This is a genomic window from Fervidobacterium sp. 2310opik-2, from assembly GCF_011057735.1.
In the GTDB taxonomy this organism is placed as follows: Bacteria; Thermotogota; Thermotogae; order Thermotogales; family Fervidobacteriaceae; genus Fervidobacterium; species Fervidobacterium nodosum.
Genome location: NZ_LNGG01000010.1, coordinates 1 through 18096, shown reverse-complemented (window position 1 = coordinate 18096; position 18096 = coordinate 1). Strand labels below are relative to the sequence as shown.

22 protein-coding genes are annotated in these 18096 nt (G+C 35.6%); 16 read left to right on the top strand and 6 right to left on the bottom strand.

All coding sequences use genetic code 11. The features are described 5' to 3' along the window. Positions 1–42 precede the first annotated feature (42 nt). From efp to AS161_RS04835, 6 genes are all read left to right on the top strand, one after another. Positions 43–600: an elongation factor P gene (efp, locus tag AS161_RS04860; RefSeq protein WP_164541999.1), complete on the top strand. Its 558-nt coding sequence runs from the start codon at positions 43–45 to the stop codon at positions 598–600. A 27-nt stretch (positions 601–627) separates the two neighbouring features. Then, on the top strand, positions 628–942 hold the full coding sequence (locus AS161_RS04855) for an Asp23/Gls24 family envelope stress response protein (protein WP_011993285.1): 315 nt from the start codon (positions 628–630) through the stop codon (positions 940–942). Between the two features lie 43 nt (positions 943–985). Beyond that, on the top strand, positions 986–1411 hold the full coding sequence (nusB, locus tag AS161_RS04850; protein WP_011993286.1) for a transcription antitermination factor NusB: 426 nt from the start codon (positions 986–988) through the stop codon (positions 1409–1411). Positions 1412–1483: 72 nt separating this feature from the next. Then, positions 1484–1999 carry a hypothetical protein gene (locus AS161_RS04845; RefSeq protein ID WP_164541998.1) on the top strand — a complete coding sequence of 172 codons (516 nt, stop codon included), beginning with the start codon at positions 1484–1486 and terminating at the stop codon, positions 1997–1999. A 28-nt stretch (positions 2000–2027) separates the two neighbouring features. Beyond that, positions 2028–2855: a dihydropteroate synthase gene (gene folP, locus AS161_RS04840; protein ID WP_011993288.1), complete on the top strand. Its 828-nt coding sequence runs from the start codon at positions 2028–2030 to the stop codon at positions 2853–2855. Further along, entirely contained in the window at positions 2852–3589 is a 738-nt protein-coding gene (locus AS161_RS04835; protein WP_011993289.1) for a pseudouridine synthase, read from the top strand. Before folP ends, AS161_RS04835 begins: the two co-directional genes overlap by 4 nt. A gap of 67 nt (positions 3590–3656) precedes the next feature. Here the strand turns inward: AS161_RS04835 and AS161_RS04830 are convergent, their stop codons facing one another. From AS161_RS04830 to AS161_RS04810, 5 genes are all read right to left on the bottom strand, one after another. Beyond that, complete coding sequence (locus AS161_RS04830; RefSeq protein WP_164541997.1) at positions 3657–4709, bottom strand: vWA domain-containing protein; 1053 nt, start codon at positions 4707–4709, stop codon at positions 3657–3659. Positions 4710–4722: 13 nt separating this feature from the next. Beyond that, a complete protein-coding gene (locus tag AS161_RS04825; RefSeq protein ID WP_011993291.1) occupies positions 4723–5205 on the bottom strand; it encodes a hypothetical protein in 483 nt (160 codons plus the stop codon). A gap of 179 nt (positions 5206–5384) precedes the next feature. Continuing rightward, the gene (locus AS161_RS04820) at positions 5385–5813 is read right to left on the bottom strand and encodes an Hsp20/alpha crystallin family protein (RefSeq protein ID WP_011993292.1); all 429 of its coding nucleotides are present in this window, start codon (positions 5811–5813) and stop codon (positions 5385–5387) included. Positions 5814–6138: 325 nt separating this feature from the next. After that, entirely contained in the window at positions 6139–7050 is a 912-nt protein-coding gene (locus AS161_RS04815; RefSeq protein WP_011993293.1) for a D-2-hydroxyacid dehydrogenase, read from the bottom strand. Position 7051: 1 nt separating this feature from the next. Further along, complete coding sequence (locus AS161_RS04810) at positions 7052–8194, bottom strand: alanine--glyoxylate aminotransferase family protein (RefSeq protein ID WP_164541996.1); 1143 nt, start codon at positions 8192–8194, stop codon at positions 7052–7054. A gap of 417 nt (positions 8195–8611) precedes the next feature. On the opposite strand from AS161_RS04810, the gene AS161_RS04805 reads away from it, so the two are divergent. The 10 genes from AS161_RS04805 to AS161_RS04760 all read left to right on the top strand — a co-directional run bounded on the left by AS161_RS04805 (position 8612) and on the right by AS161_RS04760 (position 17642). Further along, positions 8612–9847, top strand: coding sequence for a PLP-dependent aminotransferase family protein (locus tag AS161_RS04805; protein WP_164541995.1), 1236 nt, complete (start codon positions 8612–8614; stop codon positions 9845–9847). Between the two features lies 1 nt (position 9848). Further along, entirely contained in the window at positions 9849–10922 is a 1074-nt protein-coding gene (gene buk / locus AS161_RS04800) for a butyrate kinase (protein ID WP_011993296.1), read from the top strand. Then, a complete protein-coding gene (locus tag AS161_RS04795; RefSeq protein ID WP_011993297.1) occupies positions 10919–11809 on the top strand; it encodes a bifunctional enoyl-CoA hydratase/phosphate acetyltransferase in 891 nt (296 codons plus the stop codon). Before buk (AS161_RS04800) ends, AS161_RS04795 begins: the two co-directional genes overlap by 4 nt. 27 nt (positions 11810–11836) lie before the next feature. Next, positions 11837–12922 (top strand): butyrate kinase, encoded by a 1086-nt coding sequence (gene buk / locus AS161_RS04790; RefSeq protein ID WP_011993298.1) that lies wholly within the window; start codon positions 11837–11839, stop codon positions 12920–12922. Between the two features lie 43 nt (positions 12923–12965). Continuing rightward, complete coding sequence (locus AS161_RS04785) at positions 12966–13613, top strand: cobalamin biosynthesis protein CobQ (protein WP_041257015.1); 648 nt, start codon at positions 12966–12968, stop codon at positions 13611–13613. 67 nt (positions 13614–13680) lie between these two features. Continuing rightward, positions 13681–13911, top strand: coding sequence for a ferredoxin family protein (locus tag AS161_RS04780; protein ID WP_011993300.1), 231 nt, complete (start codon positions 13681–13683; stop codon positions 13909–13911). A 17-nt stretch (positions 13912–13928) separates the two neighbouring features. Continuing rightward, on the top strand, positions 13929–14990 hold the full coding sequence (locus AS161_RS04775) for a 3-methyl-2-oxobutanoate dehydrogenase subunit VorB (RefSeq protein WP_011993301.1): 1062 nt from the start codon (positions 13929–13931) through the stop codon (positions 14988–14990). A gap of 5 nt (positions 14991–14995) precedes the next feature. Further along, the gene (locus tag AS161_RS04770) at positions 14996–15751 is read left to right on the top strand and encodes a thiamine pyrophosphate-dependent enzyme (RefSeq protein ID WP_011993302.1); all 756 of its coding nucleotides are present in this window, start codon (positions 14996–14998) and stop codon (positions 15749–15751) included. Beyond that, entirely contained in the window at positions 15748–16287 is a 540-nt protein-coding gene (locus AS161_RS04765; protein ID WP_011993303.1) for a 2-oxoacid:acceptor oxidoreductase family protein, read from the top strand. Before AS161_RS04770 ends, AS161_RS04765 begins: the two co-directional genes overlap by 4 nt. A gap of 206 nt (positions 16288–16493) precedes the next feature. Then, a complete protein-coding gene (locus AS161_RS04760; RefSeq protein ID WP_011993304.1) occupies positions 16494–17642 on the top strand; it encodes a hypothetical protein in 1149 nt (382 codons plus the stop codon). Between the two features lie 98 nt (positions 17643–17740). Here AS161_RS04760 and AS161_RS04755 read toward each other — a convergent pair. Next, a partial coding sequence (locus AS161_RS04755) for a DDE-type integrase/transposase/recombinase (RefSeq protein WP_164541994.1) occupies positions 17741–18096 on the bottom strand: 356 nt, incomplete at its 5' end.

The following is an 18096-nucleotide window of genomic DNA, read 5'->3' as shown; positions in this document are numbered from 1 at the left end:
AATTATTTTCTAAAAATATAAAAATAAGTCGGAGGTGCGTTTATGATTGAAGTAGGTGATCTTGAAAAAGGCATGTATATTAAATACGAAGGAGATATTTACAGGGTCGTTGATGTAAACAAACATTTTAGAGCCAGAGGTTCTGGATTGATTAGAACAAAACTCAAGAGTCTTTCAACAGGTTTAATTAGAGACGCGAACTTTGCAAGTGGAGAAAAAGTTGAAGAAGCCGAGCTTTCTTTTAGAAAAGCAGAATATCTTTACAACGATGGAGAAAACTACTATTTCATGGACTTGCAAACATACGAACAATACGCAATTCCAGAGAGTGAAGTTGATGAAGCAAAATACTATCTGATTGAAAACATACAAGTTGACCTTGTGATGCATGATGAGAAACCCATAGGAATCAATCTCCCAACAACAGTTGTACTTGAAGTTATCGAAACTGAACCCAATTTTAAGGGAGATACGGTTTCTGGTGGTGGAAAACCAGCTGTACTTCAAACAGGTTTGAAAATCTCTGTGCCTTTCTTTATTAATGTTGGTGATAAAATTAAGGTCGACACAAGAACAGGGGAGTACATCGAAAGAGCGTAATGAATCACAAAGAAAGAGGGGATAAAAATGGGAAACATAACAGTTGCCGATAACGTTATAGTTGAGATAGCATATAGAGCTCTCTGTTCTGTTTATAATGTACCTCTGGAAGATAAGGAATTTAAAAAGCAGAAAAAAAACATTACTGTTGAAAGAACACCTCAGGATAATGTTATAATAAACGTCAAATTAGAAGTTCCATATGGTGAGAATATTTTAGAATTTTCTAAAAGTGTTATGAAAGCTATATCTGAGAATGTTTCCCAAATGACAGATAAAATTGTGGAAGCGGTCAATGTTTCTGTTTTAAATGTATTTGAAAAAAGTGAAGAGAATAATTAAATTTTTAAATTAGAATTTTTCTCAAGACAGGAGTGAAAAAAATTTGGTATCAAAGAGAAGAGTACTACGGGAAATGGTAGTAAAATTGTTTTTTCAACGTGAATTTAGACATAACGAATTTGAAGAGATTTTTAGTGAGACTTTAAATAAAATACGCGATAATACTATTAAAGCAGATTTCAAGCGTTATGTTGAAGGTGTTTTTCATAATTTATCGACGATTGACAATATTATCTCTAATCATTTGATAAATTGGAGTTTCGATAGATTATCTTATTTGGAGAGAAATGTACTGAGAGTAGGTACTTACGAATTAATTTACGAAGAAAACATTCCGATTGAAGTAACAATAAACGAAATGATTGAAATAGCAAAAAAGTATGGTTCTGAAGAAAGTGGAAAGTTTGTTAACGGAATTTTGGATAGAATAGCGAAAGAACACGCTCCAAAAGAAAAGTTTAATCTTTAGTTTATATTCTTTCATTTTTTATTTTGTTGTTTGTTGTTTGTCTTTGCTGTATCTCAAGGGGTGGGGGTTCTCTTGAATTATATTGAATTACTTGTCGTACTTTTGATTGCCGGAATAATATTTTCCGTTGCTATCGATAGTCTTACGCAAGTTTTGTTTCATTTTAAAAGTGTGCTAAAATATAACAGTGAAACAATTTCTACTTTTCATATTCTTAATTACATAAGATTTGATTATGTAAATCATGCTACAGAAAGCCCTAATTTAAGTGTTGGGACTGTCTTAGGTTCACAACAATTTTTACGCTTTAGCGAATTTATCGAAGGCGATAAAAAAATAGTTAGATACAGAGTTGTTGGACCAACGCAAGGAAAATTTTCCTTGTATAGAGAAGTTTATCAAAGTTATGGCAAATCAACAATTTTGCTTAATAGAAGAGATTTCACTTTAGAAAAAGCTATATCTTTTTCCTTAAGTCCTGATGGAAGATTTATACATATAAATAATGATTTATACGGATGTGTGAAAATTCCATCAAATCCTCCAAACGTAAGAATTAGCGGAATCATCGTAATTAAAGAAAAATAAAAGTTTAATCCAGAGAGGTAGAATTATTATGAAAGTAAATAAATTGAAGAATTTGCTCAGACCTAATCATACAAACGTAATGGGAATAATAAATGTTACGCCAGATTCTTTTTATGCTAACAGTAGAGTTAACGAGCTTGAATTGCTCAATAGAGTTGAGCAGATGATAAAGGATGGCGTGGAAATAATAGATATCGGTGGGGAAAGCACAAGACCGGGGGCCGATCCTGTTCCATTGGAAGAAGAAATTAAAAGGGTTGTACCCGCTGTAAAGATGATAAGAAAACACTTCGATATACCGATATCGGTTGATACATATAAAGCAGAAGTTGCGAAATTGTCACTTGAAGAGGGAGCAGATATAATAAACGATATTAGTGCTTTAAGAATGGATGAACGAATGATTAATATTGTATCTTATTACAAATGCCCCATAATTATAATGCACATGAAAGGCACACCAAAAACTATGCAACAAAATCCTCAGTATGATAATGTTGTAGGTGAAATTATTGATTTCTTTAAAGAAAGAATAGAATACTTGAAAAGTTGTGGGATTGAAGAAATAATTATAGATCCAGGTATCGGTTTTGGAAAAACATTGCAGCACAATCTTGAAATATTAAATAAAATCGACGAATTTCGAGTTCTAGGCCAACCGATATTAATTGGTGCAAGCAGAAAATCAATGATTGGAATGATTTTAGATAAACCACCTGAAGAAAGGCTTAATGGTACATTAGCGATAACAGCTTATTGCACATTACATAATGTTGAGATAGTTAGAGTCCACGATGTTAGAGAAAACGTTGAAGTGGTAAAAGTAATAGAAGCTATAAAAGGGGTTAAACAATGAGCAAAAAAATTTCTAAAAAAGAGTCTGAAATAAAATCGATTAGGTTAGATAAGTTCCTTTCGAATGCTCACATTGGAACGAGAAATGAAGTAAAAAAGATTATAAAAGAGGGCAGAGTAAGTGTTAACTTTGAAATTATAAGAAATCCCGATTTTCACGTAAAACTTGACGATATAATTGAATTAGATGGTAATAGAATAGAACCACATAAGAACGTTTATATAATATTTCATAAACCTTCCGGATTCGTTTCTACCACGTCCGATAGAGAACCAAGCGTGCTTAATTTAATTGACCATCCTTATCTAAATGAACTGCACATAGCCGGAAGACTTGATAAAGATGTTGAGGGCTTGCTTATCTTAACAAACGATGGTGAATTTACACACAATTTAATTTCACCAAAGAAACATATAGAAAAAGAATATTGGATATATACAAAAGAAAACGTTGAAGTTACGCAAAACATGGTTAAGATGGTCTCAGAAGGTATAGAACTAGAGAAAGGTACAAAAACTTTGCCAGGTAAGATAAGAAAAGTTTCTGAAAAAATAATTTCTCTAACTATTGTGGAAGGTAAATATCATCAGGTAAAGAAAATGTGTATATCTTTAGGCATTGAGTGGGAAAAAATCGTTCGTGTTAGAATTGGTAACTTGACACTTGAAGGTTTGGAAAAAGGTAAGTGGAAAGAACTCTCCAAAGAAGAGATTTCAAAATTTATATTTGGATAAATAATGAAACATAAAAAGAGTCAGGACTTTTAAAATCCTGACTCTTTTATTTTAAAAAGATAAAATTTTAATATTCAACATTTTCTAATTTTAAATATCTCTTTATTTCACCTTTTTCAAAGAACGCTTCTATAGTATGCTTTTCAACTGAAGAATTACTTTCAAATGCAACAATCCAAGATGATTCAATGTATTCAATTATACCAAGTGCTGACAAATCAACGTTACCGGAATAATCAGTATATTGGATTAATCCACCGGTAGTTGTTGATAATTCACGAACATCATCAGGACTTGAAAAGTCTGAGGTATCTGGGAAATACCGCCAAGATGGTACAAGTACGCTATGGAGAGTAAAGTATCCTTTCAAAAGTGGCTTCAAATCATTTTTTGAATAGTGTGCATAGTCAGAATAATCATCTGGATAATGTGCAGGTGCATCTGTTATCAAAATCATGAATTTTTGAGCGTCTGATCTCCAAGTTAATTCTTTAGCTGCAACGTATATGGCGTCATATGGATTCTCCGGTCCATCTCCTCCACCACTTGCATCTAATTTGTATTCAACATATTCTTTCGCATTTGCTGGTGTTGTAAGATTAAGATATGGTGGATCAAGTTCAGGTATAGTATCTGATGGAGGGTTCACATAGTCACCAAATGGAATAATTGCGATTTGAACGTCCATTCCACTTTCAGAGAGCGTATTTGCAAAGTCAATAATACTGTTTTTAAGACCATCTATAGCATTCTCCATACTTCCTGTCACATCTAATATGACTGCTATATCAATCTTTTTAGCTATGGAAGATTCTTTGTAAAGCATGACACCTTGTTCTTTATTGTCTTCAAAAACTCTCAGATTGGCTGCTGAAATCTCTGAGATATCTGGTAAAGATATACGAAACTTAACATATTCAGGTACAGCTATTGGTAGCAATGAAGGATTTAAATCTATGCTACCGTATATTTCACCTTCAGAATAAGTTGCAATAGAAGGTTTTGTCGTGCCTATAGGATCCGGCGGTATTATACTTGGTGCTGTTGATATATTTGAGCAGCTGTATAAAAATATTATTAAAAGTACTGCAAGTAAAATACCATTTAAGATTTTCTTCATGTCAGCTTACCTCCTAAAATCCAATGCCTATGCCAGCCGTTACAGCATAGATGCCAAGTGTTTGGAAAGAAGTAGTTAAAGTTGTCATACCTTCGATGAAGAAAACTATTCCACTGCCAAATCTAAGCCCCACTTTTGCATGGAAAAGTTCGTAAGAATAGATTGCAAAATCCGTTTTGACGATATCAAAAATAATAATTGGTGCGGTTCCTGCATAGATTAAAGTTGTTCCTATCGGTATGCCAATGTACAGATATGGGTCTAGCTCTACAAACTGAATCTGTGTGAAATCAAGTTCTTGTACCTGTTCAAAAGTTGACAAAGGATAGTAAGCTTCCAACATTAGAGAGATTCCGGCTGAAAGTGTACCAACCCTTGCACCTATGTACGGTCTGTTCTTTCCACTCAGTTCCATACCACCTAACACTGATAGTTCAAAGCTCATTGCTAAAACAAATCCCAAGATCAAAAAACTAAGCACAAGTATCTTTTTCATATTTTCACCTCCAGTGTGACTCATAGATATATGTTTGACACTGTATGTAACTTCTTAGTTCATTTTTGTTTATGAATATTTAACTTCGTTTATTTCTTTTTTTACATTAAGATATGTTAAGTAAAAAAAAACAGGTTCCTGACAAAAGTCAGGAACCTGTTTTTGGGTATTTTGAATATTTATTCAATTTTAATTTCCAATGCAGGTTTCTCTTCCTTTTTCTTTGGCATTTCTAATGTAAGGACACCGTCGTTGTATTTTGCCGAAATGTTTTTAACATCTACGTAATCTGGTATGATGAATGCCCTTTCGAATTTTCCAAAGCTTCTTTCAACGATTCTGTAGTTTCTACCTTTTTCGTCTCTTTCTGTTTTCTTTTCACCAGATATCTTAAGAACTCCATCTTCTACTGTAACTTTTAATTCATCCTTTTTGACGCCTGGTAGTTCTAATTCTAAAACTACTTTATCTTCTGTTTCATATGCATCTACACGTGGATAGAACTCGAAGTCAGTTTTCAATGGTCTCATAAATTCGTTGAAAAGTCTGTCAACTTCTTTTTGTAATTCCATAAATGGTTCGAAGAAGTAATCCCTTCTTGCTAACATAATCCCACCTCCACAATCTTTTTGTTTTTTTTAATTTAAATTCTATTTATCAATATTCTTTGGTAGAGCTTCTGGTTTAATACTTTTTTCAATTTCCGATTATATTATACTTTTTTATCACTCAATTGTCAAGAGTGATAAAATTAAATTTGATTTTTGATTAGATAATTTTATGAAAAGTAATTCAAATAAATAAATTTTAATTTTACTAAAAATTTTATCAGTTGTAACTTCATAATGATAATAAGATGAAAACTGTTTTTGAACAAAAAAGCAGGTGCTATAATGAATAAGCACCTGCTTTTTTGTTTTGTTATTTAGCTTTTTACCCAGCTATTTCTTTTATTAATCTTTCGACTAGTAACATTCCAACTCTTTCTTGCGCTTCGAATGTTGATGCTCCAACGTGTGGTGTTGCAACAACATTTGGAAGGGAAAGAAGTTTTTGTCTAAGTTCGTCTGTTGGTGGCTCGACTTCGAATACGTCTAAACCCGCTGCGTAGATTTTCCCGCTTAAGAGAGCTTCGTAAAGTGCTGATTCGTCTACTATTCCTCCTCTAGCAGCGTTGATTATGATTACTCCATCTTTCATCTTTGAAATTGTGTCTTTGTTAATTAAGTTTTTTGTTTCTGGAGTAAGTGGTACGTGAATTGTTATGTAATCACTATTGGAAATTAATGTGTCGAGGTCAACAAGTTTTACGTTCATATCAGTTTCTTTTACGATAGGATCGTATGCTAATACATTCATATCAAAGGCGAGCAATCTTTTTGCAACTTCTCTTCCAATGTTTCCAAAACCAATTATACCAACTGTTCTTTTGTATAGCTCATGACCTTCAAGTTCTTTCTTTGTCCATTTACCGTTCTTCAAGTCTATTGTTCCCCTTGCGATATGTCTTGAACATGCAATCATCAACCCTATCGTGAGTTCTGCAACAGAAATACTGTTTGCACCTGGTGTGTTGATTACTTTTATTCCTTTGGCTTCAGCTACTTTGACATCAATGTTATCAAGACCTGTACCTGCTCTTCCTATTATTTTCAATTTTGTTCCAGCTTCGATTATATCCGCTGTAACTTTTGTGGCACTCCTTACAACAAGAATTTCGATTTCTGGCATAAGCTTTATAAGTTCTTCTTTTTCGTAGTGTTGAGATGTTAATTGAATATTAGGCAAAGACGCAAGTTTTTCTGTTGCTTGTTTGTCAAGAGGATCGTTTATATGTACTCTCATATTATTTCACCAACCCTTTGAAGAGAACTTCTTCAGCGGCTAGGACTCCTTTTCCTATCTCGACTTTGTAACCAAGTTCACTAAGTGCGAATTCCAAGGCTGTTATACCTGTGATTATGTCGAATGGTGTAACGTATCCAAGGTGTGAAATCCTGAATAATTCATCTTTCATTGGTTCTTGACCTGCGGCTATTGTAACGCCGTATTTGTCCCTCATCAATTTCGTAATTTTACTTGCTGGAATACCTTCTGGTGAATTAACAGCGGTAAGGACATTACCTGGTCTTTCGGAGAAGAATGTTAATCCAAGAGCTTTAACGGCTGCTCTTGTCGCTTCACCGTATAGAGCGTGCCTTGCCCAAACGTTTTCAATGCCTTCTTCTTTAAGCATTTTAACGGCTTTGTTAAGCATGTAGATTAAGTTTACTGCTGTTGTCCATGGATTGTCTGGTGAGCTCTTCTTGTATTTCCTCAAGTCGAAATAGTATCTGCTGTTTGTACATTTTTCTACCTTGGCATATGCTTTGTCGTTGATAGCTATGAAAGCCAATCCTGGAGGGAGCATCCAACCTTTTTGAGCGCCTGAGACAACTACGTCAACTCCCCATTCATCCATTTTCAATGGTTCAGCTAGCAATCCACTGACAGCGTCTGTTACTAATATAACATCTGTGCCTTTTGTTAACTTCGCGATATTTTCAAGGTCAATAACTGTACCTGTTGATGTTTCACTGTACGTTGTAAAGACAACTTTTGCATCTGGGTTTTCTTTCATTGCTTTTTCAATCATCTCTGGTGTTACTGCTTTACCCCATGGGAGTTTAATTTCCACTGGTACGATACCGTAAGCCTTTGCAATTTCAACCCATCTTTCACCGAATTTACCGGCACTAACGATGATAGCCTTTTCGCCAGGATTTACGAGGTTTGCCATCGCGGTTTCAAGTGCACCGGTTCCAGATGCGGTTAATACATAAACAGGATACTGTGTTTGAAAAACATATTTTGTTAATTCAAGAGTCTCTTCCAATATTTTTACAAACTGTGGTGTTCTGTGATGAATTGTTTCTTTTGCACCTTCAAGGAGTATTTCGTGTGGTACCGGTGTTGGTCCTGGAGCAAGCAATAAGTTTTTCTTAACCATGTTTTAAACCTCCCCTTGTTGTAATATAGAAATGGCAATATCAAGTGTAATAGTACCAATTACCATTTACACTTATTTTTTATCAATTGTCAAACCTGTTTAACGGTGGAATTTAGTTTTTAATTATAACTTTATGAAGTTTTTTTAATTTAGCTTGTATTTCTTTCAATTATATTATTCAAAAAGCTTGAAAACTGAATATGTAATCACAAACATCAATCAATATTAGTGTTTGCAAAATTTTTCATGCAAAAAAATGCATAAATTTTATTGTAACTTTTTGAATAAAGCCTTATTTTCAAAATTTATTGAATGTTTTTTAAATTAGATAATATGGCATAAATTTGCTAACAACTTTATGGACAAACTCAAAAAAGCAAATCAAAAATTCTATAAAAAGCAGGGGAGTGGTTAAAGATGGATTTAGAAAGCAAACTTTCAGAAATAGGTAAAAACTTGAGATCCTCACTTATTAGGGAACTTTTAAAGTATGCTTCAGTACCAGGTTCTATATCTTTTGGCGGTGGAGTTCCCGATCCAGAAACGTTCCCAAGACACGAACTTGCTGAAATTGCCAAAGAAGTTATCGAAAAAGATTATAAATATACGTTACAATACAACACAACTGAAGGTGATGATGAACTTGCCAAACAAATGGTAAAACTCCTTGAAAAAGCGTATGGAATAACCGGAATTGAACGTGAAAATTTGCTTTTTACCACGGGTTCGCAACAAGCTCTTGACCTGATTGCAAGAATTTTCTTAGACAAAGATAGTATATGTATAGCCGAATTTCCTGTTTACCTTGGTGCTGCAAGTGCATTTAGAATTAATTTCCCAAAATTCGAAACTATACCTTTACAAGATGATGGTATGGATGTCGATTATCTCGAAAAGAAGTTGAAGGAGCTAGATGAAAAAGGGTTGGTAAACCAAGTGAAGTTTATTTACACAGTCCCTACCTTCCATAATCCCGCCGGCGTGACGATGAGCTTAGAGAAGAGGAAGAGATTAATAGAACTTGCGGAGAAATACGATATATTGATTCTAGAAGATGATCCTTATGGAATGCTTAGGTTTGAAGGTGAAAATTTGCCATCACTTTACAAATTGGCAGGTCCGGATAGAGTTGTTCTTTTAAACACATTTAGCAAAATTCTTACACCAGGTCTCAGATTGGGAATAATCATTGGACGTGCTGATATTGTTAGAAAAGCAACCTTGGCAAAGCAAGCTGCAGATCTTTGTAGTCCAAGTTTGAATCAAAGAATTGCCGCAAGGTATTTAGAAAGATACGATTTATTCGAGCAGTTAAAACCTGGTATTGAACTTTACAGAAAAAAGAAGAATACCATGATTAAAGCTCTCGAAGAGAATTTCTCAGATATCCCAGGTGCAAAATGGGTCAATCCACAAGGTGGATTGTTTGTGTGGGTGACTCTTCCTGAAGGTTTCGATACTATGGATATGTTCGAAATAGCAAAAGAAAAGAAGATATACTACATACCCGGTCAAGCATTTACCGTTGATGATAGTGTATCCACTTCTATGAGGTTATCTTTCTGCTTACCACCTGAAGAAAAGATCATTGAAGGTGTGAAAAGACTCAAAGAGGTTGTTGTAAAATACGGGAAGAAAAAGGGGTTGATTTGATATGAAGATTCTCGTTATAAACCCAGGCGCCACAAGCACAAAAGTCGCTATTTTTGAGGACAAAAACAAATTAGTCCAAGAAAACCTTCAGCATTCCGTCGAAGAGCTTGAAAGATTCCCAACAGTAATGGACCAAAAAAAATTAAGAGAAGAAGCTATAATCAAGTTTTTAGAAAAGAATAATCTCAAGGTAGAAGATTTAGATGCTATCGCAGCGCGCGGAGGGATACTTCCACCAGTCGAGAGTGGGACTTACAGAGTAGACGAAAAAATGGTTGATTATCTTTTAAACAAAACAAAAGTCCAACATGCTTCGAATCTCGCAGCTGTTATAGGATACGAACTTGCAAAAAAATGCAAAAAAGAAATTCCAGTTTACATAACCGATCCAGTAAGTGTAGATGAGATGATTCCAGAGGCAAGGCTTTCCGGAATTAAAGATATTGAAAGAAAAAGCTTATCACATATTTCAAATATGAGGGCAGTTGGCATAAGGATTGCTGAAGAACTTGGAAAGAGATTCGATGAGTTGAACATGGTAATTGCACATCTCGGGAGTGGAATTTCCGTTGCACCATTTGAGAAAGGAAGAATGATAGATGTTAATAACGCAAACGATGAGGGACCATTTAGTGTAGAGAGAACCGGAGAATTGCCGGTTGGGGATATTGTAAAGCTTTGCTATTCTGGGAAACATACTAAAGAAGAAATAAAAAAGATGTTCATCGGACATGGTGGATTGGTTTCTTACCTTGGTACAAACGATCTGAGAGAAGCGTTTAAAATGGCTGAAACTGATAAAAAAGCGATGGAAGTTATCGAGGCTATGGCTTATCAAATTGCCCAAGAAGTTGGCGCGATGTGTGTAGCTTTGAAAGGTAAAGTAGATGCAATTGTTTTTACCGGTGGAATGGCTTACAGTGAAAAATTTATAAATATGATAAAAGATTACATCTACAAATTTGCCCCAATTTTCATTGTACCTGGTGAGATGGAAATGGAAGCTCTCGCTTATGGCGCCTTAAGAGTATTAACAGGTGAAGAGAAAGAAAAGGTATGGGGTGATGAAAAATGACAAAATTATTTGAATTGCTTGAAAAAGCAAAAAATAACGGTAAAAAAATCGTTGCGGTCGCGGCTGCGGATGATGATGTTGTTTTAAGAGCCGTAGAAATGGCAAGGAACGAGGGAATAGTTGATGGAATTCTTTTCGGGGATACTCAAAAGATAATAGCTGCTGCTGAAAAAGCTAGAGTCGATTTGAAAAATTACGAAATAATCGATTCTAAGAATCCCGCTGACGATGCAGTGAAGGCAGTTGTTGATAAGAGAGCACACTTTGTTATGAAAGGGAATATCAAAACAGGTGACTTAATGAAGGCTGTTTTGAAAGATGAATATAATCTTAAGACAGGTAGAACCATGTCACTTGTTAGTATATTCGAAACACCTCTTTACCATAAGTTGTTAATAGTAACGGATGCAGGTATGACAATTGCGCCAGATCTTGATCAAAAAGTTCACCTTATTGAAAATGCCGTCCTTGTTGCAAGAAAAGCTGTTGGTGTTGAAAAACCTAAAGTAGCTATATTGGGTGCTATAGAAGTTGTGAATCCAAAGATGGAGGCAACCGTTCATGCCGCATTACTTGCCAAAATGAACGATAGAGGCCAGATAAAGGGTTGCATTATCGATGGACCATTTGCTTTAGATAACGCTGTGTCTAAAGAAGCTGCCGAACATAAGGGAATTGTAAGTCCTGTGGCTGGAGATGCGGATATTCTTGTCATGCCTGATATAGAAGCTGGTAACATTTTCTACAAAGCAATGGTTTTTCTTGCCGGTTCAAAGGTTGCTTCTGCGATTATTGGTGCAAAATGCCCAGTTGCGTTAACGTCAAGGGCAGATAGCGATGAAACAAAATTGTTGTCTCTAGCACTTACATGTTTAATGACAGAATAAAAGGATAAATTAAAGGTGGTGAATAATGTGAAGATTTTGACTATAAATCCAGGTTCAACAAGTACGAAAGTTGCGATTTTTGAAGATGAAGAGATGATGGCTTCTAAAACTCTCAGACATTCTGCAGAAGAACTTGCACCATACGCAAAACTAACCGATCAATTTGAATTCAGAGCAACAATTGTTGAGAAATTTTTGAACGAAATTGGTGTTAAACCAACTGAGCTTTCAGCTGTTGTAGGGCGTGGAGGGCTTCTTGACCCAATACCCGGAGGTACCTATAAGGTGACAGAGGATATGCTTGAAATTCTTAGAGATGCAAAAAACGGTGAACATGCATCAAATCTTGGTGCATTAATTGCCTATGAATTTACTAAAAAATACGACATACCTTCTTTTATAGTTGATCCAGTGGTTGTGGATGAACTTGAACCTTTGGCAAGATATACTGGTCATCCGATGTTTAAGAGAAGATCTATTTTCCACGCTTTAAATCAGAAAGCAACCGCAAGGAATGCTGCTGCACAACTTGGAAAGAAGTACGAAGATGTAAATTTAATAGTTGTTCACATGGGCGGTGGAATTTCAATAGGTGCGCATAGAAAAGGGAAAGTTGTTAATGTGAACAACGCGCTTGATGGTGATGGGCCGTTTACACCTGAAAGAAGTGGTACTCTACCGTTAACTCAATTAATTGATTTATGCTTCAGTGGAAAGTACACTCTTGACCAAATGAAAAAGAAAATTAAAGGTGCTGGTGGAATGGTAGATTATTTAGGCACAAACGATGGTTTGACCGTGCAAAATATGATTAGAGAAGGAAACAAGGAAGCAGAGCTTGTTTACAAAGCGATGGCATATCAGATAGCCAAATGGATAGGAAAGATGGCGGCGGTATTAAAGGGAGATGTGGATGCTATAGTCCTTACAGGCGGTCTTGCATACGATAAAGACTATATGGTTAAATGGCTTACTGAATATGCTGGATTTATTGCACCGATTTTAGTCTTTCCTGGTGGAGATGAAGAGAAGGCTCTCGCATTGGGAGCACTTAGGGTTTTAAGGGGTCAAGAGGAAGCAAAGATATATTGGGAGAATAAATTGAATGTCTAAAAATTCAAAAATTAAGAATAAGGTGAAAAATATGGAAAATAAAATAGCAAAAAACTATGCTTTTATTGGACTTTTTGGAAGTGGAAAAACGGAAGTAGCTATAAACTGGGCATTGAAATTGAAGGATGAATACGAAAAAGTTGCGATAATCGATGGTGACATAATCTCTCCATATTTTAGAACAAGAGACGTAGCTGAAGATTTGGAAAAAATGGGATTAGTCACTGTGTATCCAAAAGGCGCTTTGAGAAATGCGGATTTACCCATAATAACTGGTGGAGCGATTGGTTACCTTGTTAATCAAGAGTATAAAACAGTTATCGATGTTGGTGGTGAAGAAAACGGTATAGTTGTCCTTGGTTATTTGAAGCCGTATCTTGGTAATGCAGAAATTAGTATGGTGGTTAACATAGCAAGGCCATTTTCATCAACCGTCGATGGAATTATAAAAGCTTACGAGCAGTTGAGAAGAGTAGCAAGAATAGAAGTTGATTATCTTATAAACAACGCAAATCTTTCATATGAAACAACCCCAGAGTTGATTAAAAAAGGAGAAGAAATAGTAAGTAAAGTGTCAGAGATAATAGAGGTGCCAGTGAAATTTACCGTTGTGCCTGAATTTTTAAACGTAGACGACTTAAAATATCCCATTTTCAAAATCAAAAGATTTATGAAAATGGAAAATTATTGATTCGATATTAATTCGGAATTATTTCATGAAGTTTTATAAAACTTGTTTGTTAGAAGGAGGAGATAAGATGCCAAAAGTAAAAGGTAAGATTGAGATTGACCAAGAAAGGTGTAAAGGTTGCGGACTTTGTATCAGCGTATGCCCTATGAAAGTTATTGATTTTTCTGAAGGTTTTAATTCAAAAGGTTACCATCCCGCTGAAGCCAAGTACGTTGATAAGTGTATTGCTTGTGGTTTTTGTTATAACATGTGTCCAGATACTTGTATAACTGTTTACAGAGAAGTAGAAAGCGCATAAATGGGGAGGGAAAATAGATGTCAGAAAGAGTGTTAGTAAAAGGTACTGAAGCGATAGGAGAAGCAGCTATCAGAGCTGGTTGTAGGTTGTTTTTTGGTTATCCAATCACACCGCAAAATGAATTACCAGAATATATGTCAAAAAGATTGCCTGAAGTTAATGGAACGTTCCTTCAATCTGAAAGTGAAGTTTCTGCCGTGAATATGGTTTACGGTGCTGCATGTACGGGCACAAGGATTATGACTTCTACGTCTTCTCCAGGTTTCAGTCTTATGCAAGAAGGTGTTTCTTACATGGCTTGTGCTGAATTACCGGCTGTTTTTGTTAATGTCGTTCGTGGTGGACCAGGTTTGGGTGACATACAACCATCGCAAGGTGATTATTGGCAGGCAACAAAAGGAGGCGGGCACGGAGATTACAAATTGATAGTACTTGCCCCTTCGACCGTCCAAGAGGCAGTAGATCTAACGGTTTTAGCTTTTGATTTAGCAGATAAGTACAGAAACCCCGTATTAATCATTGCAGATGGTGTTATTGGGCAGATGATGGAGCCAGTTACATTCCCAGAATTTAGAGATTTAAGTACATTACCTTCACATGAAGACTGGGCGTTAACTGGTGCAAATGGTAGAGAAAAACATATTGTTGTATCGTTTGACATAGATCCATACGTTCTTGAAAAGATGAATTTGAGATTGGTGGAAAAATACAAAGTTATTGAAAAAACAGAAAAAAGATGGGAAGAATATAAATTAGAAGATGCGGATATAGTTATAACTGCGTTTGGTACAGTCGCAAGAATTGCCAAGAGTGTTGTTGAACAAGCAAGAAAAGAAGGTATAAAAGTTGGCTTGTTCAGACCAATAACCTTATGGCCATTCCCATACGAAAGACTCGAAGAAATTGCAAAAGGCAAGAAGTTAGTATTCGATGTTGAGATGAATATGGGACAGATGCTTGAAGATGTAAAAATGGCAGTTAAAGACCATGCGCCAGTTGAATACTACGGAAGACTTGGCGGAGTTGTACCTACTCCAGAAGAAATACTTGAAGTTTTGAAATCGAAAATCGGGAGGTAATAAATATGGCATTCCAAGTTATATATAAGAAACCAGAGAGTCTCACTCAAAGGGAATTTACATACTGTCCAGGTTGTACACACGGAATTATCCATAGACTTGTCGCTGAAGTTATAGATGAACTTGGTATTAGAGAAAAAACGATAGCAGTTGCCCCTATTGGTTGTTCTGTTTTTGCTTACCAATTTTTTTACACTGACGCAACCGTTGCTGCACACGGTAGAGCTCCGGCAGTTGCAACTGGTATTAAACGTGCAAGACCAGATCTCTATGTATTCACATACCAAGGTGACGGTGATCTTGCTGCGATTGGTACAGCTGAAATTGTTCATGCCGCAAACAGAGGTGAAAAAATAACAACAATATTTGTTAACAACGCAATATATGGTATGACTGGTGGACAAATGGCCCCGACAACACTACTTGGTATGAAAACCACAACAACACCATATGGAAGAGATGCATCAAACGATGGTTATCCTCTACACGTAGCAGAAATTATAAAAGAGGCAAGAGGAGTTGCATTCTTGGCAAGAACAAAGGTAAATACACCGCAAGATGTTCAAAAGACAAAGAAAGCTATAAAGAAGGCATTTTTAGCGCAAGTTAATGGTATTGGTTTTGGTATGGTTGAGGTCCTCTCAACATGTCCAACAAACTGGGGTGTTGATCCTATATCTGCTTTAAAATGGCTTGAAGAACATATGGTTCCAGAATATCCTCTTGGAACATTTGTAGATAAAGTAGGTGATGAGAAATGACAACAAGAATGATATTTGCTGGATTTGGTGGTCAAGGTGTAATGTTGATGGGACAAATAATCTCTCTTGCAAGTATGATTGAGGGTAAAAATGTTACATGGATGCCTTCTTATGGTCCGGAAATGAGGGGAGGTACAGCAAATTGTACAGTAGTGGTAAGTGACGAACCAGTCGCGTCACCAGTTACAGACAAGGCAGAAGTTGTTGTAGCTATGAATATCCCCTCTTTATTGAAGTTTGAACCATATGTTGTGGAAAATGGCTATCTTTTCCTTAATCAATCAGTTATCGATAGAGAATCAAAGAGAAATGATATCAACGTGTTAAAGATACCTTGTAACGAAATTGCTGATGAGATTGGTAATTTAAAAGTTGCCAACATGGTTATGCTTGGTGCCGTTGTTGGAGCGACAAATGTTGTTAGTACTGAAAGTATTTTCAAAGCCATTGAGAAAAAGTTAAGTGGCGGAAAAACAGCGCTTATAGAAGTTAACAAACAAGCAATTATGAGAGGATATGAGTTAGCAAAGAAATAATTTCTTATGCTCTCAAAAAGGCGGATCAGATAAATTTTTGCATTATGCTGGGGCTAAAAAGTCCCAGCTTTTTTCTAATTTGAACAAATATGAGGTTCCTTTACTCTAAAATATCAGAGTATGATATAATAAAACATATAAATTTGGTAATACCATATAAGTTTTTCGTACATCAAATCAATCATCGAAAACTGGAGGTGTTTTTTGTGAGAAAAGTTATATATTTTTTGGTTTTGGTCCTTTTTTCTTCATTAGTTTTTTCCGAGTTTTATTTGAATGTTAGTACTGTTAAGATCGGTCAAGATAACTATATGGTTTATGAGTTTGGTCCAGAATTCACAGTTGGTCCATTAACACTTGGTGTTACATTGACAACTTACGCAACAGATCTAACAACTGGAAAGTTCTTCTTTGGTGCGCCAGGGATTTCAAGTAGTACAAATATTATTGATGGACTTAATATCACAGCGCTTGGATTAGACCTTGGGACATTTTGGTTTAGGTATGGAAATATGAAACCCATTACATACGGAATGGGCTTTGTTTTCAGTGGTTACTATCTGCCAAGTGTTAGAACGTTAGACGCGGGTATAAGAATTGAATCTTTGAAATTAAGTGCCCATATACCATATGAGATTAAACAACTAACTAATTTCACATTTGGACAATCAGATACGCTTTACACGGCTAATGCATCTATGAAACTTGCACTTTTTGATCTTTCAGTTTTTGGTGGTATGGAGACAGTTGAAAGCAACGCTACGCCAGTTCAATATATAGCAGGCGGTGCTTTGACGCTTCCTATGCTTGGTTTTTCTGTGGGTGTAGAAGCAGATACACAAATTTGGAAAGACGGAACAACAAGTTACGGTGCGTTTGGTGGAATATTTGGCGATTTTGGTATTTTCCAACTTGTTGCAGGTCCTTATTACGCTTCCAACGGCTTTGCACCATGGCTTTTGGGAAGAAGATATCCAGCTTTAAGGGGCTCAGATAGTTTTGGACCTGAAAATTATCAACAACAAATTGGATATATAGCTAAAGCTGGTCTAATTCTTGAACAATACGGGAAAGTTTTGGTTGGATTAAAGGGCGATTTTGAAGGTAAAATGACGTTTAGTGGAGAAGGAGTTGTTAATATTCCTCCATTGGGAGGCACAAACGGACTTGTACTTTACGGCTATTTATACGATGATACACCTTTCGAGAACGGTAATTTATTCGATAGTAATACTGATGCACACCTTACGTTAGCATACCCAGTCTTTAGTAATTTATACGCAGGTATAAAATACATTTGGAATGGCAGTGAATTTGTCCAAACCGCATTTGTTGGTGGAAGTGTTAATTTTTAATTTTGATTGTTCTATATACATGAGATATATTAAATATCTTGAAAATGAGGCCAACCTATGTTATAATAAATATAGAAGATGACCTTTAGTGGATGCTGTTAACTAGTAGTGATGATGGAAGCTAAAGCTATAATCATCTCATTTTCGTTCTCATATAACTTGCATAGGTTCCTTACTACGCAAAAACCATTTACATAGTACCGTATGTTGCTAAATTTCTTGAAGCTCCTTTTCGCTTTCACAAACACCTTAAATAACGAAAATTTCGATTCACATTCGTTGTTTTTACCTAGTCTTACTTCTCTGTGCTCAACATTATCAAAATTTAATTTTACTGCTATCTCGTACGCTTTTAGTCCATCAGTTATTAACTCTATTTGGACTTCATCACCATGAACTTTAAATACATTCTCAAACTCAAAAAGCGAAATAACAGAAGATAACTTGATAATCC